This is a genomic window from Streptomyces sp. NPDC030222, from assembly GCF_055573115.1.
On record NZ_JBVICA010000029.1, the window covers coordinates 30,249 to 51,858 of the forward strand.

Annotated in this window: 15 protein-coding genes; 7 read left to right on the forward strand and 8 right to left on the reverse strand. The window is 72.2% G+C overall.

Annotated features, from left to right (window positions below; all coding sequences use genetic code 11):
- The first annotated feature begins 40 nt into the window (after window positions 1-40).
- The 5 genes from ACZ4Z5_RS30385 (at window position 41) to ACZ4Z5_RS30405 (ending at window position 5,705) form a co-directional block, all read left to right on the forward strand.
- On the forward strand, window positions 41-1,621 hold the full coding sequence (locus ACZ4Z5_RS30385; RefSeq protein WP_468268847.1) for a GMC oxidoreductase: 1,581 nt from the start codon (window positions 41-43) through the stop codon (window positions 1,619-1,621).
- A gap of 356 nt (window positions 1,622-1,977) precedes the next feature.
- Window positions 1,978-2,817 carry an SDR family oxidoreductase gene (locus ACZ4Z5_RS30390; RefSeq protein ID WP_468268850.1) on the forward strand — a complete coding sequence of 280 codons (840 nt, stop codon included), beginning with the start codon at window positions 1,978-1,980 and terminating at the stop codon, window positions 2,815-2,817.
- Window positions 2,818-2,892: 75 nt separating this feature from the next.
- Entirely contained in the window at window positions 2,893-4,374 is a 1,482-nt protein-coding gene (locus ACZ4Z5_RS30395) for a cytochrome ubiquinol oxidase subunit I (protein WP_468268853.1), read from the forward strand.
- Window positions 4,371-5,435 carry a cytochrome d ubiquinol oxidase subunit II gene (locus ACZ4Z5_RS30400; protein WP_468268856.1) on the forward strand — a complete coding sequence of 355 codons (1,065 nt, stop codon included), beginning with the start codon at window positions 4,371-4,373 and terminating at the stop codon, window positions 5,433-5,435. Before ACZ4Z5_RS30395 ends, ACZ4Z5_RS30400 begins: the two co-directional genes overlap by 4 nt.
- A 69-nt stretch (window positions 5,436-5,504) precedes the next feature.
- The gene (locus tag ACZ4Z5_RS30405) at window positions 5,505-5,705 is read left to right on the forward strand and encodes a hypothetical protein (RefSeq protein WP_468268859.1); all 201 of its coding nucleotides are present in this window, start codon (window positions 5,505-5,507) and stop codon (window positions 5,703-5,705) included.
- Between the two features lie 276 nt (window positions 5,706-5,981).
- Here ACZ4Z5_RS30405 and ACZ4Z5_RS30410 read toward each other — a convergent pair whose 3' ends face one another.
- Entirely contained in the window at window positions 5,982-7,841 is a 1,860-nt protein-coding gene (locus ACZ4Z5_RS30410) for a glycoside hydrolase family 15 protein (RefSeq protein ID WP_468268861.1), read from the reverse strand.
- A 395-nt stretch (window positions 7,842-8,236) separates the two neighbouring features.
- Between ACZ4Z5_RS30410 and ACZ4Z5_RS30415 the strand changes: the two genes are divergently transcribed.
- On the forward strand, window positions 8,237-9,532 hold the full coding sequence (locus ACZ4Z5_RS30415; RefSeq protein ID WP_468268864.1) for a DUF2254 domain-containing protein: 1,296 nt from the start codon (window positions 8,237-8,239) through the stop codon (window positions 9,530-9,532).
- Between the two features lie 304 nt (window positions 9,533-9,836).
- Window positions 9,837-11,222, forward strand: coding sequence for a hypothetical protein (locus ACZ4Z5_RS30420; RefSeq protein ID WP_468268867.1), 1,386 nt, complete (start codon window positions 9,837-9,839; stop codon window positions 11,220-11,222).
- A 104-nt stretch (window positions 11,223-11,326) separates the two neighbouring features.
- Here the strand turns inward: ACZ4Z5_RS30420 and ACZ4Z5_RS30425 are convergent, their stop codons facing one another.
- The 7 genes from ACZ4Z5_RS30425 to ACZ4Z5_RS30455 all read right to left on the reverse strand — a co-directional run bounded on the left by ACZ4Z5_RS30425 (window position 11,327) and on the right by ACZ4Z5_RS30455 (window position 21,369).
- Window positions 11,327-13,150 (reverse strand): serine/threonine protein kinase, encoded by a 1,824-nt coding sequence (locus tag ACZ4Z5_RS30425; RefSeq protein WP_468268870.1) that lies wholly within the window; start codon window positions 13,148-13,150, stop codon window positions 11,327-11,329.
- Window positions 13,147-15,255: a vWA domain-containing protein gene (locus tag ACZ4Z5_RS30430; protein ID WP_468268873.1), complete on the reverse strand. Its 2,109-nt coding sequence runs from the start codon at window positions 15,253-15,255 to the stop codon at window positions 13,147-13,149. Before ACZ4Z5_RS30430 ends, ACZ4Z5_RS30425 begins: the two co-directional genes overlap by 4 nt.
- On the reverse strand, window positions 15,252-16,562 hold the full coding sequence (locus ACZ4Z5_RS30435; RefSeq protein ID WP_468268876.1) for a hypothetical protein: 1,311 nt from the start codon (window positions 16,560-16,562) through the stop codon (window positions 15,252-15,254). Before ACZ4Z5_RS30435 ends, ACZ4Z5_RS30430 begins: the two co-directional genes overlap by 4 nt.
- Window positions 16,559-18,298, reverse strand: coding sequence for a hypothetical protein (locus ACZ4Z5_RS30440; RefSeq protein ID WP_468268878.1), 1,740 nt, complete (start codon window positions 18,296-18,298; stop codon window positions 16,559-16,561). Before ACZ4Z5_RS30440 ends, ACZ4Z5_RS30435 begins: the two co-directional genes overlap by 4 nt.
- Before the next feature lie 236 nt (window positions 18,299-18,534).
- Window positions 18,535-19,662: an FHA domain-containing protein gene (locus ACZ4Z5_RS30445; RefSeq protein WP_468268881.1), complete on the reverse strand. Its 1,128-nt coding sequence runs from the start codon at window positions 19,660-19,662 to the stop codon at window positions 18,535-18,537.
- Window positions 19,663-20,133: 471 nt separating this feature from the next.
- The gene (locus ACZ4Z5_RS30450) at window positions 20,134-20,514 is read right to left on the reverse strand and encodes a beta/gamma crystallin domain-containing protein (protein WP_468268884.1); all 381 of its coding nucleotides are present in this window, start codon (window positions 20,512-20,514) and stop codon (window positions 20,134-20,136) included.
- Between the two features lie 276 nt (window positions 20,515-20,790).
- Window positions 20,791-21,369: a LuxR C-terminal-related transcriptional regulator gene (locus tag ACZ4Z5_RS30455; RefSeq protein WP_468268887.1), complete on the reverse strand. Its 579-nt coding sequence runs from the start codon at window positions 21,367-21,369 to the stop codon at window positions 20,791-20,793.
- Window positions 21,370-21,610: the final 241 nt, after the last annotated feature.

Genomic DNA, 21,610 nt, shown 5'->3' on the forward strand with positions numbered 1-21,610 from the left:
TCCGAGCACCGGGGCCGCGAGCGCAAGGACGGTGGCCGCCGTGGGCGACTCCCCCCACTACGACGTGATCATCATCGGTACCGGCGCCGGCGGCGGTACGCTCGCGCACCGGCTCGCCCCCTCCGGCAAACGGGTGCTGGTCCTCGAACGCGGCGACTACCTCCCGCGTGAGCGGGACAACTGGGACTCCACCGCGGTGTTCGTCAGGGGCAAGTACCGCGCGCCGGAGTTCTGGTTCGACAAGCACGGCGACGAGTTCCCGCCCGAGGTCAACTACTACGTCGGCGGCAACACCAAGTTCTACGGAGCCGCCCTCTTCCGGCTGCGCCCCGAGGACTTCGGCGAGCTGCGCCACCACGACGGGATCTCACCCGCCTGGCCCATCCGGTACGAGGACCTGGAGCCTTACTACACCCGCGCCGAGCACCTCTACCTGGTGCACGGCCGGCACGGCGAGGACCCCTGGGAAGGGCCCGTGAGCGCCCAGTACGCGTACCCTCCCGTCGAACACGAGCCGCGCATCCAGCAGTTGAGTGACGACCTGGAGAAGCAGGGGCTGCACCCGTTCCACCTGCCGATCGGTGTCGACCTGGTCCAGGACGAACACGGCCGCGCCACCCCGTCCAGCAGCTGCATCCGCTGCAACCGGGTGGACGGGTTCCCGTGCCTGGTCCGCGGCAAGTCCGACGCCCAGGTGATCTGCGTGGAACCCGCCCTGCGCCACCCGAACGTCGAGCTGGTCACCAACGCCCACGTGGTCCGGCTGGAGACCGATCCGACCGGGCGCACCGTCACCTCGGTCGTCGCCCGGCTCGCGGACGACGAGGAGGCCCGCTACTCGGCGGACATCGTGGTGGTGTCCTGCGGGGCGGTCAACTCCGCGGCCCTGCTGCTGGCTTCGGCCAACGACCAGCACCCCCGAGGTCTCGCGAACGGCTCGGACGTGGTCGGCCGCCACTACATGCGGCACAACAACCTCGCCCTCATGGCGATCTCGAAGGAGCCCAACGACACCCAGTTCCAGAAGACCCTCGCCCTGCACGACTGGTACCTCGGCGCGGACGACTGGGACCATCCGCTGGGCGGGATCCAGATGCTCGGCAAGTCGGACGCCGAACAGATCCACGGCGAGGCACCCCGCTGGGCCGGCGCGGTCACCCCGAACATGCCCTTCGAGGTGATGGCCCACCACGCCGTCGACTTCTGGCTGTGCGGGGAGGACCTGCCGCTGCCGGACAGCCGCGTCACGCTGGACGCCGACGGGCGCATCCATCTGGCGCTCGACGAGAAGAACAACATCGCCGGTCTGCAGCGGCTGCGGCACAAGCTCCAGAAGATGCTGGGCCGTCTGGGCATGTACGAGCACCATCTGCTGCCCCACAGCATCTATCTGCACAAGGGCATGCCGATCGGTGCCACCGCGCACCAGGCCGGCACCGTGCGGTTCGGGGCCGACCCTGCCTCCTCCGCCCTGGACGTCGACTGCAAGGCCCATGAACTGGACAACCTCTACGTGGTCGACACGAGTTTCTTCCCGAGTATCGGGGCGGTCAACCCGTCCCTGACGGCCATCGCCAACGCCCTGAGGGCGGGGGACCACCTCCTGGAACGCCTGGGCTGACATCCGGCCCAGGCGCCCGCCTACGCGACCCGGCCCAGGCGCCCGCCTACGCGACCCGGCCCAGGCGCCCGCCTACGCGACCCGGCCCAGGCGCCCGCCTACGCGACCCGGCCCGCGCGCCCGCCATCCGCAATCCGGCCCGCAACGCCCCCGCGCGCCCGGCCCGCGACGCCCCCGCGCGCCATCGCCGGCCCGTGCTCCGACCGGGCGAAGATGCTCCGCCGGGCAGACCAACGCCAGCTCGCCGGAGCTGCCGCGCCGCCCCGCGGGTGGTTCTGTGGCGCCCGGACCGGCCCATCGTGGCCCGCTGCCCCCCGGGGCCCGGGCGGCGAGGAGCAGCGAGGAGGCACGGAGTCGTGAATTCCACCGAGGGCGCACCCCGGGGCGTGATCCCGGCGCACCTGCTCAAGGGCCAGAAGGCCCTGGTCACGGGCGCCAACTCCGGCATCGGCAAGGCGACGGCCATCGGCCTCGGCCAGGCGGGCGCCGATGTGGTCGTGAACTACGTCGCCGGCCGCGAGGAGGCCGAGAAGGTCGTCGCGGAGATCACCTCGTACGGGGTGCGCGCGGAGCCCTACGAGGCGGACGTGTCCCAGGAGGACCAGGTCACCGCCATGATGGCCTGGATGGTCAAGGAGTTCGGGACGATCGACGTCCTCGTCGCCAACGCCGGACTCCAGCGCGACGCGGCGTTCACCGAGATGACCCTCGCCCAGTGGCAGAAGGTGCTGGACGTCAACCTCACGGGCCAGTTCCTGTGCGCCCGCGAGGCGGCGAAGGAGTTCCTGAGGCGCGGCGTGGTCCCGGAGGTCTCACGAGCGGCCGGGAAGATCATCTGCATGAGCTCGGTGCACCAGGTCATCCCGTGGGCCGGGCACGTGAACTACGCCTCCTCCAAGGGCGGCGTGGCGATGATGATGCAGACCCTGGCCCAGGAGCTCGCCCCGCACCGGATCCGGGTCAACGCCGTCGCCCCCGGAGCCATCAGGACGCCGATCAACCGCAGTGCCTGGGAGACCCCCGAGGCGGAGCGGGACCTGCTCCGGCTGATCCCGTACGACCGCGTCGGCGATGCCGAGGACATCGCGAACGCCGTGGTCGCCCTCGCCTCCGACCTCTTGGACTACGTGGTGGGCGCCACCCTCTACGTGGACGGCGGAATGACCCTCTACCCGGGCTTCGCCACCGGCGGCTGACCCTCCGACCTCCCGCGTCGGGCGGACCGGGCCCGGCCGTGATCCGCCGGACACCTCCTAGCGGCAAAGGCACCCATGCACACGACGGTCCATCTGCTGGCGGACGCCCCCGCGCAAATGCTCCCGGCCAGAGGGCTCATGGCCTTCACCCTGGCCTCGCACATCGTCCTGGTGCCCATGGGGGTGGCGCTGCCCTTCATCACCCTGATCATGCACTACCGGGGCCTGCGCCACGACGATCCCACCGCCCTGCTGCTGGCCCGGCGCTGGTCGGCCGTCATGGCGGTGCAGTTCGCGGTCGGCGTGGTCACCGGCACCGTGCTGTCCTTCGAGTTCGGTCTGCTCTGGCCCGGGCTGATGGGGCGATGGGGTGATGTCTTCGGCATCGGATTCGGCGTCGAGGCCTGGGCGTTCTTCCTCGAAGCCGTGCTGATCGCCATCTATCTGTACGGATGGCGCCGGCTGAAGCCGCGCACCCACTTCCTGCTGGGACTGCCGCTGCCGGCCGCCGCGCTGCTCGGGGCGTTCGGCATCCTGGCCGCCAACTCGTGGATGAACACTCCACAGGGCTTCTCCCTGGACGCCGAGGGCAACCCCGTCGACGTACAGATCTGGAAGGCCGTGTTCACCCCGATGTTCGGGCCGCAGTACTGGCACTTCGTAGTGGCCATGCTGGTGACCGCGGGCTACGTCGTGGCCGGGGTCTACGCCGCCGGATGGCTCCGCGGCCGCCGGGACCGCTACCACCGGCTCGGCTTCACCGTGCCCTTCACCGTCGCGGCGGTGCTGACGCCGGTGCAGTTCGTGCTGGGCGACGCCATCGCCCGGTCGGTGTTCCACAAGCAGCCGGTGAAGTTCGCGGCGATGGAGATCGTCTGGGAGACCGACACCCACGTACCGGAGTACCTGTTCGGCCGGCTGCACCCGGACGGCAGCGTCTCCGGCGGCATCAAGATCCCGCAGCTCGACTCCATCCTGGCCGGATTCAGCCCCGACACCGAGGTGACCGGGCTGACGTCGGTGCCCGCGAGCGACCGGCCGAACGCCACCCAGGCGACCATCACCCACTTCGCCTTCGACATCATGGTCGTGATCGGCTCCCTGCTGGTGCTGCTCGCCCTCTGGTACGGCCTGGTCTGGCTGCGCCGGCGCAGGCTGCCCGCCTCCCCGTGGTTCTACCGCAGCGCCGCGTGTGCGGGCGTCGCCTCCCTCGTCGCGGTCGAATGCGGCTGGATCACCACGGAAGTGGGCCGTCAGCCCTGGATCGTCTACCAGAACATGCGGGTCGCCGAAGCGGTCACCGCGACCCGCTCCACCACGCTATGGGTGCTGTTCGGCCTGGTGGCCCTGGTGTACGTGCTCGTCTTCGGCTCGTTCCTCGTCATCCTGCTCAAGATGCGCACCCGCTGGCGGCTCGCCGACGAGCGGCAGGCGGCCGGCATCCCGGCGGAGGAACCGGAGACCGGCACCCCCTACGGCCCGCGCCCCCCGGTCCCGGCCGGCGACGCCCCGGCCGCCGGCGGCGGATCCGGCGGGGACCGGGACGGCCGGTCATGATGGCCGACCTCATCGCCGTCGTACTGCTGCTCGCGATCGCCGCCTACACCTGCGCCGGCGGCACCGACTACGGAGCGGGCTTCTGGGACCTGACCGCCGGCGGAGCCGCACGCGGCAAGCGGCCCCGATGGCTGATCGACCACGCCATGGCCCCCGTATGGGAGGTCAACAACGTCTGGCTGATCTTCGTCCTCGTCATCATGTGGACCGGCTTCCCGGTGTTCTTCCAGTCCGTCTTCTCCGCGATGTGGCTGCCCCTGGCGCTGGCCGCCCTGGGCCTCGTCCTGCGCGGCGCCGGATTCGCCTTCCGCAAGCCCGCCCAGCGGCTGGCCGGACGCCGGCTCTACGGGGCAGTGTTCGCGATCTCCTCGCTGCTCACGCCGTTCTTCCTCGGCGCGGCCGCGGGCGGCGTCGCCTCAGGCCGGGCCGCACCGGGCACGGAGCCCTCGGCGGAGGCCTGGTCCAACCCCACCTCCGTCATGTTCGGCCTGCTCGCCATCGCGGCGACGGCGTTCCTCGGCGCCGTGTTCCTGGCCGCGGACGCCCGCCGGTACGACGCACCCGATCTCGACGGCTACTTCCGGCGGCGGGCACTCGGGGCCCTCGCCGTGCTCGCCGTCCTGGCCGTGATCACCCTGGTCGTCACCCGCGACGACGCCCCGCACATGTGGCACGGGCTCACCCACGGCGTCGGGCTGTTCTTCGTCATCGTGGCCGCGGCTGCCACGTTCGTCACGGCGTGGCTGCTGCTGCGCCCCTCGGGGGCCTGGTCACGGGTCACGGGCGTCGGCGTCGTCGCCGCGGCCGTGATCGCCTGGGGCATGGCGCAGCGCCCCTACCTCGTCCCCACGTCCCTGACCGTCGCCGAGGGCGCGGGCGATCCCACGACGCTGCGCTGGCTGGCCTTCGTGACCCTGGTGGCCGTGGTGCTCGTCGGACCGGCCGTCGTCCTCCTCTACTGGCTGGACACCCACGGGGAGCTGGAGTCCCTCACCGACGCCGAGCTGCGCCGCGGCGACGCGGAGGGCGGCCGTGCGGCCGGCCCTGCGGACGGCGCCTGACCGCCGGGGCGGGACGGCGCCCGACCCGCAGGGGCGCGACCGTGCCCGATCCGGAAGGGTGAGGCCTCCGTGAGCGAGGACCAGATCCTCCTGGGCATCGGCCTGACCGTCGTCCTCGCCGTGGGCTCCCAGATCCTGGCGAGCCGGCTGCGGATCCCGGCACTGATCGTGCTGCTGCCCGTGGGCTTCACGGCGGGGGCGCTGACCGACGTCGTCCACCCCGACCAGCTGGTGCCCGATTTCCCGCAGCTGGTGTCCCTCTGGCGGTGATCCTCTACGACGCCGGACTGGGCCTCGATCTGCGCCGTCCCCGGGGCAGGACCCGTGGCGTGGTGGCCCGGCTGATCGTGCTGGGCGTACTGGTCACCTGGGGGCCACCATGGCGCTCATGCCGGCGCTGTTCGGTGTCCCGCTCGCCGTGGCCTGCATGGTGGGGGTGATCCTCGTGGTGTCCGGCCCGACCGTGGTCGGGCCCCTGCTGGACTACGTCAGGCCCACCGACAGGGTGCGGCGGATCCTGGGCGTCAGGTCAAGTGCGGCGGCTTGTCAACGTCCCGCCGATTTCGCCCGGTTGAGCGCGGCGTCCAGGGTGATCGCCGCGTCGATGAATGCCAGGTGGGTGAACGCCTGGGGGAAATTCCCGAGTTGGCGTCCGGTCAGGCCGATCTCCTCGGAGTACAGGCCCAGATGGTTGGCGTACGTCAGCATCTTCTCCAGGACGAGCCGCGCCTGGTCCAGTCTCCCGGCCCGGGCGAGCGCGTCGACGTACATGAACGTGCACAGCGAGAACGTGCCCTCGGAGCCGCGCAGCCCGTCGGGCGAGGCCTCGGGGTTGTACCGGTAGACCAGGCTGTCGCTGACCAGTTCCCGGTCCATCGCCTCCAGCGTCGACTGCCACATGGGGTCGGAGGGGGTGACGAAGCCGACCGTCGGCATCCGCAGCAGCGAGGAGTCGAGCACATCGCTGCCGTAGTGCTGGACGAACGCCTTGCGGTCCGGGTGCCAGCCCCGCGTCAGGACCTGGTCGTAGATCTTGTCCCGCTCGCCGCTCCAGCGCTCGGTCGCCGCGGGCCAGCCGGTGTCACCCGCCAGCCGCAGCGCCCGGTCGAAGGCCACCCAGGACATCACCCGGCCGTAGGTGAAGTCCTGGCGGCCGCCCCGGGTCTCCCACAGGCCCTCGTCGGCCTGGTCCCAGTGGTCGGCGAGCCAGTCGAGGTTGGTGCGCAGCGCCGTCCAGCCCTTGTGGCCCAGCTGCAGCCCGTGGCGGTGGGCGAAGTAGATGCTGTCCAGCGCCTCACCGTAGATGTCCAGCTGGAGCTGGGTCGCCGCACCGTTGCCGATGCGTACCGGGGCCGAGCCCTGGTAACCCTCCCAGTGGTCCAGGATCTCCTCGAAGAGGTCGGAGGAACCGTCGACCCGGTACATGATGTTCATCGGACCGGTGTCGCCCTCGGCCTCGCTCCCGTAGCCGGCCCTCTCCTGGACCCGGTTGCCCAGCCAGCGGATGAAGGCCTCTGCCTCCTGGGTGAACCCGAGGCCCAGCAGCGCGTACACGGAGAACGAGGAGTCGCGGATCCAGGCGAACCGGTAGTCCCAGTTCCGCTCGCCGCCCAGCTGTTCCGGCAGCCCGGCGGTCGGGGCCGCCACCAGGGCGCCGCTGGGTGCGTACGTCATCAGTTTCAGGGTGATGGCCGAGCGTTCCACGGCCTCCCTCCAGCGGCCCGTGTACCGCGACTGGCCCAGCCACGACCGCCAGAACCGGACCGTGTCGTCGAACAGCTGCGTGAACCCGGGGAGCTGGATCTCCCTGGGAGACCCGTCCGCGTCCGACTCCAGGACCACACCCCGTTGCTGACCGGCCTCCAGGGTGAGCAGCATGTGCAGGTCCTGTCCGTCGGGCTCGGCGCGTATGAGCCGCTCGTCGCCCGGCTCGCGGACCGGGTGGACGGTCAGCTCCATGCCGTCGGAGGCGAACACGGCACCCTGCTCGGTGATGCGCAGTTCGTGCGGCTTCCGGCCGTAGTCGAACCGGGGGACGATGTCGATCCTGAACGCCATGGTGCCGCGCACACACCGGATCATGCGCACGAGCCGGTGCCGGGCGGTGGCGGTGTGCCCGGTCACCGGCATGAAGTCGACCACCTCGCCGGCACCGGCCTCGGTCATGAACCTCGTCACGAGGATTGCGGTGTCCGGGAGGTACAACTGCTTGGTCGTGTACGCGGTGTCGGCCGGCGCGACCGAGAAGTGCCCGCCCTTGGCCCGGTCCAGCAGGGCGCCGAACACACTGGGCGAGTCGAAGCGCGGGCAGCAGTACCAGTCGATGACTCCGTCCGTGGTCACCAGCGCCGCGGTCTGGAGGTCACCGATGAGTCCGTGGTTCTCGATCAGCGGGTAGTCATCCATGACGAGCCCCTTTCGGTGCCGCCCGGTCAGCTTAAGCAAGGATGTTCGGGGTGGCCTCCCGAGCGGCCCGCCTCCGCTGCGGGCGCCCGGCATCGGCATTACGGTGGAGCGCACGGCCGGGAACGGGCGGGCGGGACCACGGGGACGCGGACCGGATCCGGGCCGTACGCCCCTCGGGGCCGTGGAACGCGCGCCCGGGAGCCCCGTGCCGACAGCCTCGGGCCGACAGCTCCCGGCCGAGCCGACAGCCCGCAGCCGACAGCCGCAGTCCGCAGCCGCAGTCCGCAGCCGCAGCCGACCGCCGCCGTCAGACCGAGCCGCATCCGGAGGCCGCCCGTGCCGTCCAGCCCCGTTCCGGTGCCCGGGAGGAACTCCCTCGCCGGGCGGGCACCGTGATGTCCTGGGCAGTCCGCTTCAGGCTGCGCCAGTACGCCAAGGCGAGCCTGTGGATCGTCCCGATGCTGGGACTGGTCCTCGGGGTCCTCCTCGCCCAGGGCGCACTCGCCGCGGAGGACGCGGGCTGGCAGCTCGGCGGCTGGAACTACTCCGCGACGACGGCCAGCAGCGTGCTCAGTGTCATCATCGGCGCCATGGTCTCCCTGCTTGGATTCGTCGTCACCATCGGCGTCCTCGTCGTCCAGCAGGCCACCGGCTCCCTGTCCCCGCGCTACATGCGCCTGTGGTACCGCGACCGCCTGCAGAAGGCCGTACTGGCCACCTTTGCCGGGACGTTCGCCTTCGCCTTCTCCCTGCTGCGCACCATCGAAGCGGACTCGGTCCCCGATACGGGGGTCACCCTGGCCGGCACCGCGGTCGCCGTCAGCCTGCTGTTGCTGCTGGTCTACCTCAACCGCTTCACCCACAACCTCCGGCCGGTGGCCATCGCCGACCTGGTCTCGCGCATGGGGCAGCGGCTCGTCGTCCATACGGAGCAGGCCGCCCGCGGTCTGACGCCACCGGACGGCACGGCGCTCGTCCTGCCGTCCGGCCCGGTGACGCACATCCGGTCCGAGCACGGCGGAGCGATCCAGGCCTTCGACGTGGCCGGCCTGCTGTCAGCCGCGGGGCACCACGACTGCGTGTTCGTCCTGGCCCATCAGGTCGGCGACTTCGTACCGCCCGGCGCCGTCCTCGTCGAGGTCCTCGGGGGCACCCGGGAGCCCGGCGCCGCGGCGGTGACGGGCCACGTCGCCCTCGGCGCGGAGCGGACCATCGAGCAGGACCCCGCCTTCGCGCTGCGCATCCTCGTCGACATCGCGATCCGTGCCCTCTCCCCGGCCGTGAACGACCCGACGTCCGCGGTGCAGGTGCTCAACCACATCGAGGCGTTCCTCCACGTGCTCGGCAGGACACGGCTCTCCCGCCGCCATGTGCTCGTCGACGCCGGCGGCAGCCCGCGCCTGGTCGTGCCCGGCCGCACCTGGGAGGACTACCTCCAGCTCGCCGTCACCGAGATCCGCGAGTACGGGGTGACGTCCATCCAGATCTGCCGGCACCTCCGTGCGCTGCTGGAGGGCCTGCTCGGCACCCTGCCGGCCGACCGGCTGCCGGAGGTCCACACGGAACTGGAACTCCTGGACGACGCGGTCGAGCGGGGTTTCACCGACCCGGTGCGCCGCGCCATGGCACGGACGGCCGACCGGCAGGGCATCGGCGGCAGGCACCGCCCGGCCACCGCGCCGCCCGCCTGAGCGCCCGGCCGGGGTGCTGCCGGGCCGGAGCGCGCCGCCGAGGGACGGGTGCGGCGGTGACGTCTTCGTACGGTCCTGGGCACGACGTCTTCGTACGGTCCTGGGCACGACGTCTTCGTACGGTCCCGTGCACGACATGCTCGTACGACGTCCGTAGAGGACCGACTTCGTACGACGTCCGCGTTCGACCGTCCGGGTGGCTGCCGTCGGGGGCCTTCACCCGGACGGCTCCGAGCGTTCGCGCGGGCCCGCGCCCAGGGGTCTGCTGGCAGGCGTACCCACAGGCACTCGGGGAGGACGCAGCATGCCGGAGAACGGACCAACAGGGCCCGGTGAGGGGCCTGCCGGTGCGTCGCAGGGACCGGACGCCGGGCGCTCCGAACTGGACCGGCTGCACGCACGCCTCACCGCGCTGGAGGCCGAGCGGGCCCGGCCCGGGGCCACCCACCACCGGTGGCGGGCCTTCTTCTCGGCCCTGCTCATCGTCATCGGCTGCATCCTCGCCCCGCTCGGCGCCGTCGCCGCCTGGACGGCGGACGAACTCGACGACACCGACCGTTACGTCGCGACGGTCGCCCCCCTCGCGTCCAATCCGGCCATCCAGGCCGCCGCCGCGAACCGGGTCACCAACGCGGTGATGGAGCACATCGACCTGCCCGCGCTGCTGGAGGGCGTGGCCCCGAAGGACCGGCCGCTCCTGGAGAAGGCCCTCGGCAAGCTCGGCGGCACGCTCGAGAACGCCGTCCGCAGCTTCGTCCACGACAAGACGCAGGACATCATCGCCTCCGAGACCTTCCAGAAGATCTGGGTCGAGGCCAACCGCCGGATCCACACCGCCGTCGAGAAGGCCCTGACCGGCAGCGACGGCGCCGTCCGGATCAAGAACGACTCGGTGACCGTGGACCTCGCCCCGGTCGTGGCCGAGGTCAAACAGCGCCTGGTCAACGAAGGGCTGACCGTCGCGGCACGGATCCCCGACGTGCACACCGACATCACGGTCCTGCGGTCCGACAACATCGGCAAGGTCAAGACCTACGTCCGGCTGCTGCAGATCGCCGGGTTCTGGCTGCCGGTGCTCGCGGTGCTGCTGGTCGCCGCCGGGGTGCTGCTCTCCACCCACCGCCGGCGTGTGCTGGTCGCCGCCGCGCTCGGGTTCGCGTTCTCGCTGCTCCTCCTCGGAGCCGGCCTGACCGTCTTCCGGGTGGTCTATCTGAACTCCCTGCCGGACACCGTCTCGCAGCCCGCCGCCGGGGCCGTCTACGACACGCTGACGCGCTACCTGCGCACCACCGTCCGGACGGTGGTGGTCCTCGGCGTGGTGATCGCGCTGGCCGCCTGGCTGACCGGCCGGGGCCGGTGGGCGACGTTCGTACGGCAGCTCTGGGATTCCGGCATCGAGGCCGCCCGCCACACCGCCGACCGGGCGGGGATGCGCACCGGTCCGGTCGGCCCGTTCGTCCACCGCTACCGGACGTGGATCACCTGGATCCTGGTCGCCGCGGCCGTCCTGGTGTACGTGCTGTGGAGCTATCCGACGGCCTGGGTCGTCGTCGGCATCGTCCTGGTCCTGCTCTTCGTGCTGGCGATCGTCCAGTTCCTCGAGGAGGACGAGGGGCGGACCGGCGAACCGCAGCCCGGTGCGGAAACCGGCGGCGGCCCGCCGAAGTCGGGAGCAGGCGCACCCCCCTGACGCCCGGGCGGCGCCCGCCCGGCTCCGGACGCCCGCTCCCGCGACGCCTGCCCCCGCACCGCCCGTCCCCCGCGACGCCCGAGCCATCCGGGCGTCCGGCCGTCTCAGACGCTCTTCAGCCGCTGCTCCGGGCCCTGCACTCCCGTCCATTCCTCCCATACGCTCCGTGGCCCGTCCTCGGTGAGGTACACGGCGAGGAGCCGGCCGTCGGAGGTCTGGGTGAGCCGTACCCTCAGTGCCGGGCCCGGGAGCCGCCATGCCGCGGAGTCCTCGGCGGACATCGTCACCGTCAGGGCCTCGGACGTGGCGCAGGCCCGGGCGCTTGCCCGACGGTTGCCGAACAGCGCCACGTCGGCGGTCTCCGGCCGATCGCCGGGGGCTTCCCGCTCCATGCACAGCCAGCCGTCGGCGAAGTGGTCGCACCACGTCTCCCGGCCGCCGTCGGGCCGGAGCACGTCGGCCTCGAGTTCGCCCCAGGTGTTGAGGGCGAGTGCGGCGCGGCGGGCCGGGCCGGCGCAGACCGGGCTGCGGTCCGGGTCGCCGGTGCCGGACTCCGGCCAGGTCCACAGCTCCACCGAGTCGGACAGCCCGGCGAGGACACAGGGACGGCCCCGGTGGTCACGGGCGGCGGCCAGCACGGTGAGGGCCGACGGGGCCGGTGCCGACCGTGCACGCGGCTCGCTGCCGGAGGTCCAGCGGTACATGAGCATTCCCGAGCCGTGGCCGGTCCAGAGCAGCGGCGGGGCCCCGGGAGTGCCGAGGGCGACGACGCCCCGGGCGTCCGTGGCGAGTTCCCGCCACCCGGCCTCCGTACCCAGCCACAGCGTCCCCTGACCGTCGGTCGCGGCCACCGCGGGCCTGCCGTGCGGATCCAGCAGACACGCGAGCTCGCTCACGGACCGGGGAGCGCCGGCCGCCAGGGCTGGGGGGTCCGGCTGCGCCCCCGCCGGGGCGTGGCAGCGGATGCCGGACGGCCCGCCGGTGATCACGAGGGGATGGCCGGTGCCGCCCGGCAGCACGTCCACGCAGCAGTGCGGGGCGTCCCGTGCGGCGGCCAGCAAGTCCCGCAACTCCTCGGCCCACGCCGACAGCGGCGACGGACGACGTGCCGGATCCGGGTCGAGGGCGCGGACCACGCAGTCGGCGACGTGCACCGGGTAGCCCGCACCGAGGAGTTGACGATGGGTCACCCGTACCGGGTCGTCGTGCTCCTCCAGCCGCGCCATGGCGGGCAGCAGCAGCGTCCGGGCCAGCGCACCGACCGAGAAGCGGTCCCGCGCCGGATCCGGCCACAGCCGACGGCGTTCCTCCTCGCCGGGGGCGTAGCCGGGTGTGTAGGGAGCCACGGTCAGGGCCCTGTCCAGCGGGGCGAGGAACGTCAGGTCGATCAGACGGACCTGTCCGTCGTCGGCGACCAGCACATTGCCCCCGGAGATGTCCCGGTGCACATAGCCGCGGTCGTGCAGCCGGTCCACGATCACGCACAGTGCGCGCAGCACCTCCGCCCGGGCGACCTCGTCGGCCGCGGTCGACCGGGCCCAGCGGTCGGCGGGGGTGCCGTCGAGCCAGGGCGAGACCAGGTAGAAGATCTGTTCGTGCGAGGGCCGTTGGTGGGCGGGGTGCGGCAGCGGGCCGAAGAAGTAGTTCATCGGCGTGACCAGGCCGGGGATGCCCAGCGAGGCTCCCCGGTGGACGCTGTCGGCCCAGCGTTCGCGCCAGGCGGCCCGTCCCTGCGGGTGGTCGTGTGCCGGTTCCGGCTGCAGGATCTTCAGGGCGCAGAGCCCCTCGTCGCCGTCACGGTGCCGACGGGACACGCGCCAGACCTCGCCCTCGCCGCCCTCGTGCACAAAGCTCTCGAGGGTGTACTCGTCGGGACGGTCGGGGGGACCGCACTGCCAGCCGGGCTGCCACCGTGAGGAGCGGCTCACTCCTCACCCCGGTAGCGCAGCACGGGTGCCGTGGCGGTTGACGGCTGTGCGGCCGGGTCGGGGGCGGTCGGGGTGTACCCGGCCGCGGCGGCGGGAGCGTACGGCCCGTTGTCCGTGCGGTCGTAACCGTCGTGCGGCCGCGCGCCGTCGGCGGGAACCCCGTCCGGACGGGCGCGGTGGTCCGCGGCCGGGTCCTGCCCGTACGCGGGCCCCGGTCCGTGACCGCCGTCCGGTGCGGACCCGCCCGGTACCGGTACGGCGGAGGGAGCGGGCACGGCTGCCTCCGGTGGGGCCGGTGCGTCCGCCAGGGAGGCCAGGACGGCCGCCAGCCCCGCCATCTCCTCGGTCAGTTCCGCCACCCAGGCGATTCGGCGCGCGGTGTCCCACGGCCCGCCGTCCTGCGCCCGAAGCCGGTCCAGCAGCGCGCGGACGGCGTCCAGGGCCGGGCCGAGCGCCGGTGGTACGGACGCCGGCCGGACCGGGGTGAACGCGGACGCCATGTCGCGGTCGAAGGTCTGGCTCGGCCGGGTCTCCAGGGTGCTGACGGCCCTGACCAGCGCCATCTGGACGGGCTTGTGCCGGAACAGCTCCATGCCCAGGGCTCGCCGGGACTCCCGGATGACGTTCCCGGCGCACTCCGTCAGCCGGAAGCGGAGCCGCGGCACATCGAGTGCGCCGCCGTCGCGGGCCGGGCCGTGCGCCACGCTCTGCCGCAGCCGCTCGCCGAGCCGGTGCAGCATCTCGGCGAGCGGCTGCGGCAGTGCCGTGTCCGGACGCGGGTGCCGGGCCTGGCCCAGGGCGATGCGGCGCGTCATGCCGGCGCCGAGACCGGAGAAGTAGCGCGCCAGCACGTCGAAGCCGCCGATCGCCGCCTCGTCGCCGCCGCCGACCCTGACGAGCTGCTGCAGGAGCTCGTGGTTCGGCTCGAACGCCTCACCGCCGACGTTGCCTTCGGCGAGCCAGCGCCGGTACATCGCGTGGGTGCTGATGCCCACGGCGTGCAGCCGCACCTTGGTGTTGCCGTGCAGATGCTCCATCAGACTGACGGGTTCCTTGGCCGCGTAGACCACTTCGCCGACGCCGTCGTTGCCCCGGCGGGTCCAGTGCGCGCCGTCGCTGACGAGGACGATCAGCCGCTCGTTCCCCGGTTTGCCGTGCAGATAGAGGAGGTTGGCCGCCTCGTGCAGCGCGTTGCCGATGTCGGTGCCGGCGTTCTCCGGGCGCAACAGTGCCACGGCGCTGCGGAACTCATCGACCGCCGGCCCGGCCGAGCCCGCGTCGAGTTCGGCCATCCCGCCGGCCCGTGGGAAGACATGCGCCGTGGTGTGGGTGAACTTCAGCATCGCGAACCGCGACACCCGTCCGCTGATGCCGAGCCGCATCGCCAGCAGGTCGTTCAGTGCGCTGCGCAGCACCTCCATGCGGGGGACGCCCTGCAGTCGCGCGGACCCGTGGTAGCCGCCGTGCGCACCGCCCTCGCTGAACCGGGGGACGTCCGGGACGCTCATCGACCCGGAGCAGTCGGCGAGGATCACGATGTCCACGCCGTTGCGGGCGCTGGACACGAACAGGTCCACGTCGGTGCGTTCGCCGATCTCGACGAGGACACCGCGCCGCCCGCCCGCCTCCAGCGACTTCACGCGGTAGGAGGCCGATCCCTGGACGTCGAGCCACAGTTCGGCGCGCTCCTCGGGAGGGACCCACAGCAGTGTTCCGGGCAGCCCGGCGTCGGACAGCTCGCGGGCCAGCACGTCGAACGGCGCCTCCACGGACGACTCCAGCGTCAGCGACTTCACCGGCTCCACGGGCACGGCGTCCAGCCGCCAGGCCGGCTGCTCGGTGTCCTCGCCGAGGCCGAGCTGCAGGGCGAGCGTCTCGTTGACGGCGACGACGCCCTCGGGAACGGCGGCGAGCGGCACCAGCCGGACGGCGGCGGGGACCTGCGCGGTCCCGGTGCCCACCGTGAGCAGCGCGGGCACACCCCAGGGGCCCGCGCCCGGAGGGAGGGCGGACGGGGCGACTCCGATCCGCTGACCGGTCAGCGGACCGCCCGCGGGCACGGCGTACAGCCGGTGACGGTCGGGACTGGGCATCGGCACACTCATCGCGACGTCCTCCTGCGGCCGTCCTCCAGCTTGATCTCCATGCCCAGGCGTGCCTTGTACTCCTTGATGCGGGATCCCTGCGGGCCGATGAACTTCCCCCTCAGGTGGTCGGGCACCCGGATCCACAGGTCACCCCCGGAGCCCGGCGAACGCGCGGGTTTGTACTCGGCGAGGGTCAGCCCGTCCGCGATCTCGGCACCGAAGCGGTGGTCGAGCTCACGGACGACGGCACGCAGCCTGGCCACCAGCACCTCGCCCTCCTGGGCCGTGCCGATGAGGTCCTGCAACTGACGGTCCCAGTCGCCCGCCGCGCGCTCCACCGCCCGTAGGGCAGGGACCGCTGCCGTCCCCGCGCCACGAATCCGGGAGTGCAGGGCGGTGAGGTGGGCGCGGATGGAGCGGTAGTCCAGGGCCAGTTCCCGGTGTCCGGAGTTGCGCAGGTTGTGGCCGAACGCGGCGAGGGACGGCATCCGCTGGCCACGGCGGCGCCCGGCGGTGCCGCAGATCTGCCAGAGGATCCCGTCGGGGGACAGGGAGCGCACGTCGCTGTGCGCGCGGCACAGGCCGATGCCGACGCGTTCGTACCCGAAGACCTGCCAGCGGCGGGCGTGCCGGGTGCAGGCCGAGCGGCCGCAGGGGTGGCCCGCGGTGTCCAGCCAGTCGCATTCGGCGGTGCCCACCGCGGAGCAGCCGGGCTCCTCGCACACCGGGAAGGCGCGCTTGTAGCAGCCGGGGCAGTAGTCGGTGTCGGGGTCCTGCGGATGGCGCTGCCGGTGCTGCTCGCACCAGGCCACCGACGCCCGGCAGTCACGGCCCGCGCACCAGAAGACCGCGGACCGGGAGCAGCCCCGGCACGAGGGCCGGTGGTCCGGGCACGAGGGGAGCAGCGACCCGGCCAGCACCACCGCGTGGTCCACGCACATCCGGTCGGGGCGCCCCGCGTCGGCGCAGCCGCGGCAGCGGAAGGAGCCGTACCCCGAGCCGCCCGCGCGCTCGCACGTCGCGCACCGGTACACCAGCGCGGACCGCTGCCGTACGGCGGCGATCGCGAACCGGGTGTGCTCGGCGGCCGGTCCGGTCCCCTGGGCCACGCGCACGATCTCCACGGTGATGCGTCCGGCGTCGGACTCCCACACGTGCTGCCCGCCTGCGGTCAGCGGCTGGGCGTACAGTCCGGGCTCCAGCTGCTGCCAGAGCGTCACCAGGGCGTCCTGGCCGTCCGTGGGCACCGGCCACTGGCGCAGGTCGAGGACGACGTCGACCTGGCTGTCGGGGAAGGCGGCCGACGGGGCCTGCGCTGTGGTCACGACTCGCTTCCTCCGGTGCGCGGTGTGGTGCGTTCGGTGCCTGGTGTTCCGGGTTCGCGGGCGGACGTGCCGCCGGGGCCCCGGCCCCGTCCGGTGTCCGTGCCCGGGGCGCCGCCGCGGTCGGCGGACCCTCCGCGGCCGTCCGGTTCCCGGTCCCGGTGCCCTTGACGGCCGGGATCGGTGCCTTCGCCGGGGCGGCGGGGACGTCCGCGGTCCTGCTGGTCCGTGCGGTCCCGGCGGTTGCCGCCGCGCCGCTCCTGGCCGGCCCTGCCGGCCGCGCCGCCGCCCCGGCCGCGCCCCCTGCCGTTCTCGCCGGATCCCGAGCGGGAGTCCGAGCCGGAACGGGAACGGGAGTCCGAGGCGGCGCCGGATCCCGAGCGGGAGTCCGAGCCGCGGTCGGAGCCCGAGCCGCGGTCGCCGCCCCTGCGGGGGCGCTTGCCTCCGCGGTCCTCGCCGCCTTGGCGGCGCCGCCCGCCGGAACCGGACTGGCGGGGCAGCTCGGCACGCTGCAGGCGCTGGGTCCAGGACCCGAGCAGCATCTCCACCCGGCCCGGCGCCTCCCGGCGCAGGGACTCCAGGACGAGTCCGCCGGGGCGGTGGTCGTGCAGCAACAGGTCGGCCGTGTCGGCCAGTTCACGGACGCCGCGGCTCGCGGCGGTCGCGAGGAGGTCCTGGCTCCGGATCGGCGGGAGTCCCGTCGCCGGGCCGTCGACCGGTACCAGCAGCGGGACGAGTTCCTCGGCCGTGGCCTCCAGCCGCCCCAGGGGCAGCAGCAGGTCGTCGAGGAGCCGCCGCACGCTGTCCCGGGCGGCCACCGGCTCGACCGGCTTCGCGCCCCGGGCGCCCTCCGGTTTCGCACCGCGACCGCCGTCCGGCTTCGCGCTGCGGCCGGCCTCCTGGAGGAACTGGGCCCGGAGTCCCTGGGTGACGGCGCGGGCCCGGTTCTTCTCCAGGGTGGCCTGCGGGATGTTCCCCTCGCGGTTCCCGGAGCGGACCTTGCGCCGGGCGAAGAGGGCCAGGGCGGCGAGCAGCAGGGCCTGCGCCCGCAGGTCGGTGAGGGACAGCTGGGCGTCCAGACAGCGCACGAGCACGGCGGCGGGGCGGTCCGCGGCCCGCGCGAGGGGGGCGATGTCCATCCGGGTCAGATCGGCGATGCCGTCCCGGCGGCGGATGTCGGCTCGCACGTGGTCGAGGTGACGGGGGTCGGCCGACGCGAGGTAGCGGGTGGTGAGGTGCTCACGGGAGTCGGCGAGCCAGCGCGAGCCGACGCGGTCCTGCGGGCCGGGGCCGATCGTCCCGCGGCCGCACAGTGCGATGAGCGCGGGGCTGTGCCGTCGTAACAGGTTGACCAGGACTTCCTGTTCCGCCTCGTCGGTGACGTACAGGATGTGCGGGTCTCCGGCGGCGGGTGGCGAGGAGGTGCCGAGCCGCACCCCCGGGGCGTGCAGCACACCCCCTGCGCGCTGCGCGGCGTCGGCGAGTGCCCGTACGAGGGCCCCCAGGTACCCGAACGCGTCGTCCCGGGCGGCCGGAGTGCCGAGCCACAGGCACTCCAGTGTCACGGACACCAGGCCGGGGCGGCGTGGGTCCGCGGTGATGCCGGCGGGCGGAAGGCCCGGCGGCACGGCCGGTAACCATGCGGACTGCACCACCGTCGTGGCGTCCGCGCCCGTCACGGCCAGCGTCTTGGTGAGGGACTGGCGTGCCGCCCCCACCACAGTCAGGCTTACCAGCACCTCGCCATGATATCGGAGCGGGCTCAGGCCCGGGGTGTATTCGCACGTCAAATGCCTTTGATTAAAAGGATCATGACGCTGCGTCAACTACGGCTGGGGCTCCCGGCCCGTATTCCCGGCGTACCGGCAGCGCGGCGGCTCGTGGGGCGCGCCGGGGGAGGCCTCGGGCGGGCCGGCCCGGGCGGCAGGTCGACGGCGGGCGTCCCCTCGCCCAGGGCGACGACCGCCTCGACCGGTCACCGGGCGAGCTCGGTCGTGACCGCAGTCGGCCCGGACGAGGGCGGCGGCAGGACCCGCTCCCCGGGGAAGTGCGCGCGCCCGGAGAGCCGCAGCCGCACCGCGTCCGCGAGGACCAGTTCGTCGTCCGGTCCGAGGACCGTCTCCTCGCCGGGCACCAGGACCCGGGATCTTCCGGGTGCGCCGGCCGGCCGCAGCACCGTCCCGTTCGTGGAACCCAGTTCCGTGGCGGCGAGACGGGCGTCCTGCCGTCGGTCCTCGGGACCCGTCAGCCGCAGCAGCAGGTGCTTGCGGCTGACGCGCCGGGTGGCCGCGGCATGCGGGAGGCCGTCGCCCGCGAGGTCCACCCCGTGGGGCAGCGAACCCCGGCCGACGATCACCGCGCCGTCCGATGCAAGAGGGAAGCGCAGGATCTCCCCGTCGGTGCTGTCCTCCGACACCACCATCACACGGACCGGGGGCCGCTCGCCGGCGGGCTCCAGCCGTGAGCCGCAGGCCGGGCAGAGCGCCGTACCGTCGTGCCGGGCGATGTCCGGCCACAGCAACAGGCGTTCCGGCCACAGCGCGGCGTGCAGACAGGCCGCGGACACGCAGCGCCAGTCCTGCTCCAGTACCCGGCGGTGCGCCGTACGCCGTACGTCGATGCCGCTGCCGCGGATGAGCTCCTTCGCCTCCTCCGCCCGCGACTTCCGTTGCTCGGGCACCTCCCGTACCCCGCTGGGCACGAACTCCAGCCCGTCCGGGCCCTGCCGCCAGGCCAGGAAACGCGCGGCGGCCGACGGGATCCACGGGTGTGCGCGCCGCAGGTCGAGGAACTGGTCTCGGCTGATCACATGGAGCCCCGAGTCCCGGGCGAGCGTGAGGAGTTCGGGATCGGCGGCCGGCACGAGCCGGATCTCGTCGGCGCGCACCATGGCGTCCAGGCGACGCCGCTCCCCGGGCGGCACCTGATGGCGCAGCGAGGAGTCCGCGATCAGCGTCAGCGGCGCCCCGGGGCCCCGGCTCCGCCGCCACGCCTCGCACAGCACGTCGAGGCGTCCCAGCCGGGGAGCACGTTCACCGAGCGGCGGGATCCGCTCCGACCAGCACACATTGGACACGTCGACGACTGCCCCGGATGAGTTCACGACCGTGCGACTCCTCGCCCCGGGCCCGGCGCCGGCGTGCCGGGACGCTTCCGGAATTCGCTTGCTGGAGAGCTGAGTTCGCGAGTCTAGCCGCCTTCCCGGCTCCTACGGGGGAGTAGCGGCGAGGGCCCGTGCGGGGGGTTGGCTCTGTTCATGAGCCCGAGTTCGGGAGGCGGCCCGATCTGTCCGGGGTCGATGTTCACGAGGACCGGCTCTGCCTTGCTCTCCGTGAAACGCATACGTTGTGTGACGGCTACAGTGGATAACGATCGCGTCGGCTGCACCCACACCGCTTCGGTCAACGTCGAGGTGTGGGACCGTGTCCCGCGCGACGCGGGGCACGATCCCATCTCTGCTCGCTCACACGCCAGCGGCATTCCGGTTCATCGGTCCTTGGGGCCGTGGCAAAGTTGCCCCGCCAGAGGGGGACAGTGATCGGACAGGATCGCCGTCCCCGATATCACCGGCGGTTCAGAGGATCCTGATCTTGTCCAGCTTGACCCCGCCCGGGTGGTTCGGGAAGGTGTAGACGGTCCACTTGCCGATCGGCTTAGCGGGCTGCCACTTTCCGTCCCCGTACCACTGGACCCGGTTGTTGCCGGTCGAGATTTCATTAAGCCACTCGGTCCCATGCACGTCCATATCATATTCTCCGGCGTTGGCGAAACAGCTTTCCTTGGTCCACCAAGAGAGCCCCGCTTCTACATGCCAGTACACGGTGAGGAAGTCGCTCCGGCCGCATTCGACTTGGTTGATCGCGAACGCCTGCGGCGTGGTGGCGACGGTGAGTGAGACCGCCGCAGCGAAGGTCGTGAGTGCGGACAGGGTCGCCCGTTTGACGCTTTGTTTCATGGAGTTTCTCCTCTGTGGGACGGTTGAGCGATGTCGCTACCGCTGACCGGTCATCAAGTTACATGCTTTTTCGCCTGCCGCTGTCAAAACGAATTGCATGCACAGCACGTCGCCCCGTCGGTAGCGCCGCGACCAGCGAAAACCTGAGCTCTGGCGTCGAGGATTTAGTGGATCCACTAATATCGCGGCGATGCCCTACCGGGAACCGAGTGGCGATGAGTAGCATGGCCTCGCAGTGGGAGCGGAGTGCCTATCCTTGTGACGTCGTTCGGGTTCCTATTTGATGACGTCATCGGTCACTCGGGGCGGCCAGGCATCAATTTTTAGAATGCCCGTCGAGTAGGCGCGTGCAACCAATGCCACCCGATTCGGCACACCGAACTTCCGCAGTAGGCGGCCTATATGGTATTCGACGGTCTGGCGGCTGATGAATAAATTCGACGCCAGGGTTTCCGATGTCAACCCGGCTGCAGTTCCTTCCAGGATTTTTGCAGCCATCTCGCCCGGAGTCGGTCCGCCTGCCGTGCAGACGAGTTGTACGGCCACAGCTCTGCCCGGTCGACTGCCGTGCAGAGCCGTGGCGGTGAGCGTGGCGGTCAACGGCGAGGCGGCCTGTCGCAGCAGCGGGATCTGGTGCGTGAACTGGTCGTGGGCACCACTGAGCAGCTGGTTCAAGTCACTGTTCAGGGACTCACGGAGGCTGGGTACGACAAGGTTGTGGAACGGCTGTCCGTATAGCTCTTCGGCTGATCCGCCGAACTGTCGGATGAATTCCGTGCTTCCGTACTGCATCTCTTGCTTTCGATTGAGAAAAAGCAGGACTCCCCTGTCGGCGGTCGGCGTGGAACGGTTCATTCGTCCTCCTGCGGCTTGGGATCGCAATCAAGCATCGTGTCGGTTGCCACGACGCCGTTTTTGAATTCAGGCAGGCCAACGCTGCGCACGGTTTCAGTTCCTGGGACTGGCACGCGGGCAACGCGGAGCATCAGGTTGCTGAGCCGCAGCCCCAGGGCCGCGTGGGAGCGGACGAACGGCCGGATCGTCGGTGGCGCCGTCAATCCAACCCAGCGGCCGTCGGACGAGCCGCTTGGGCCCG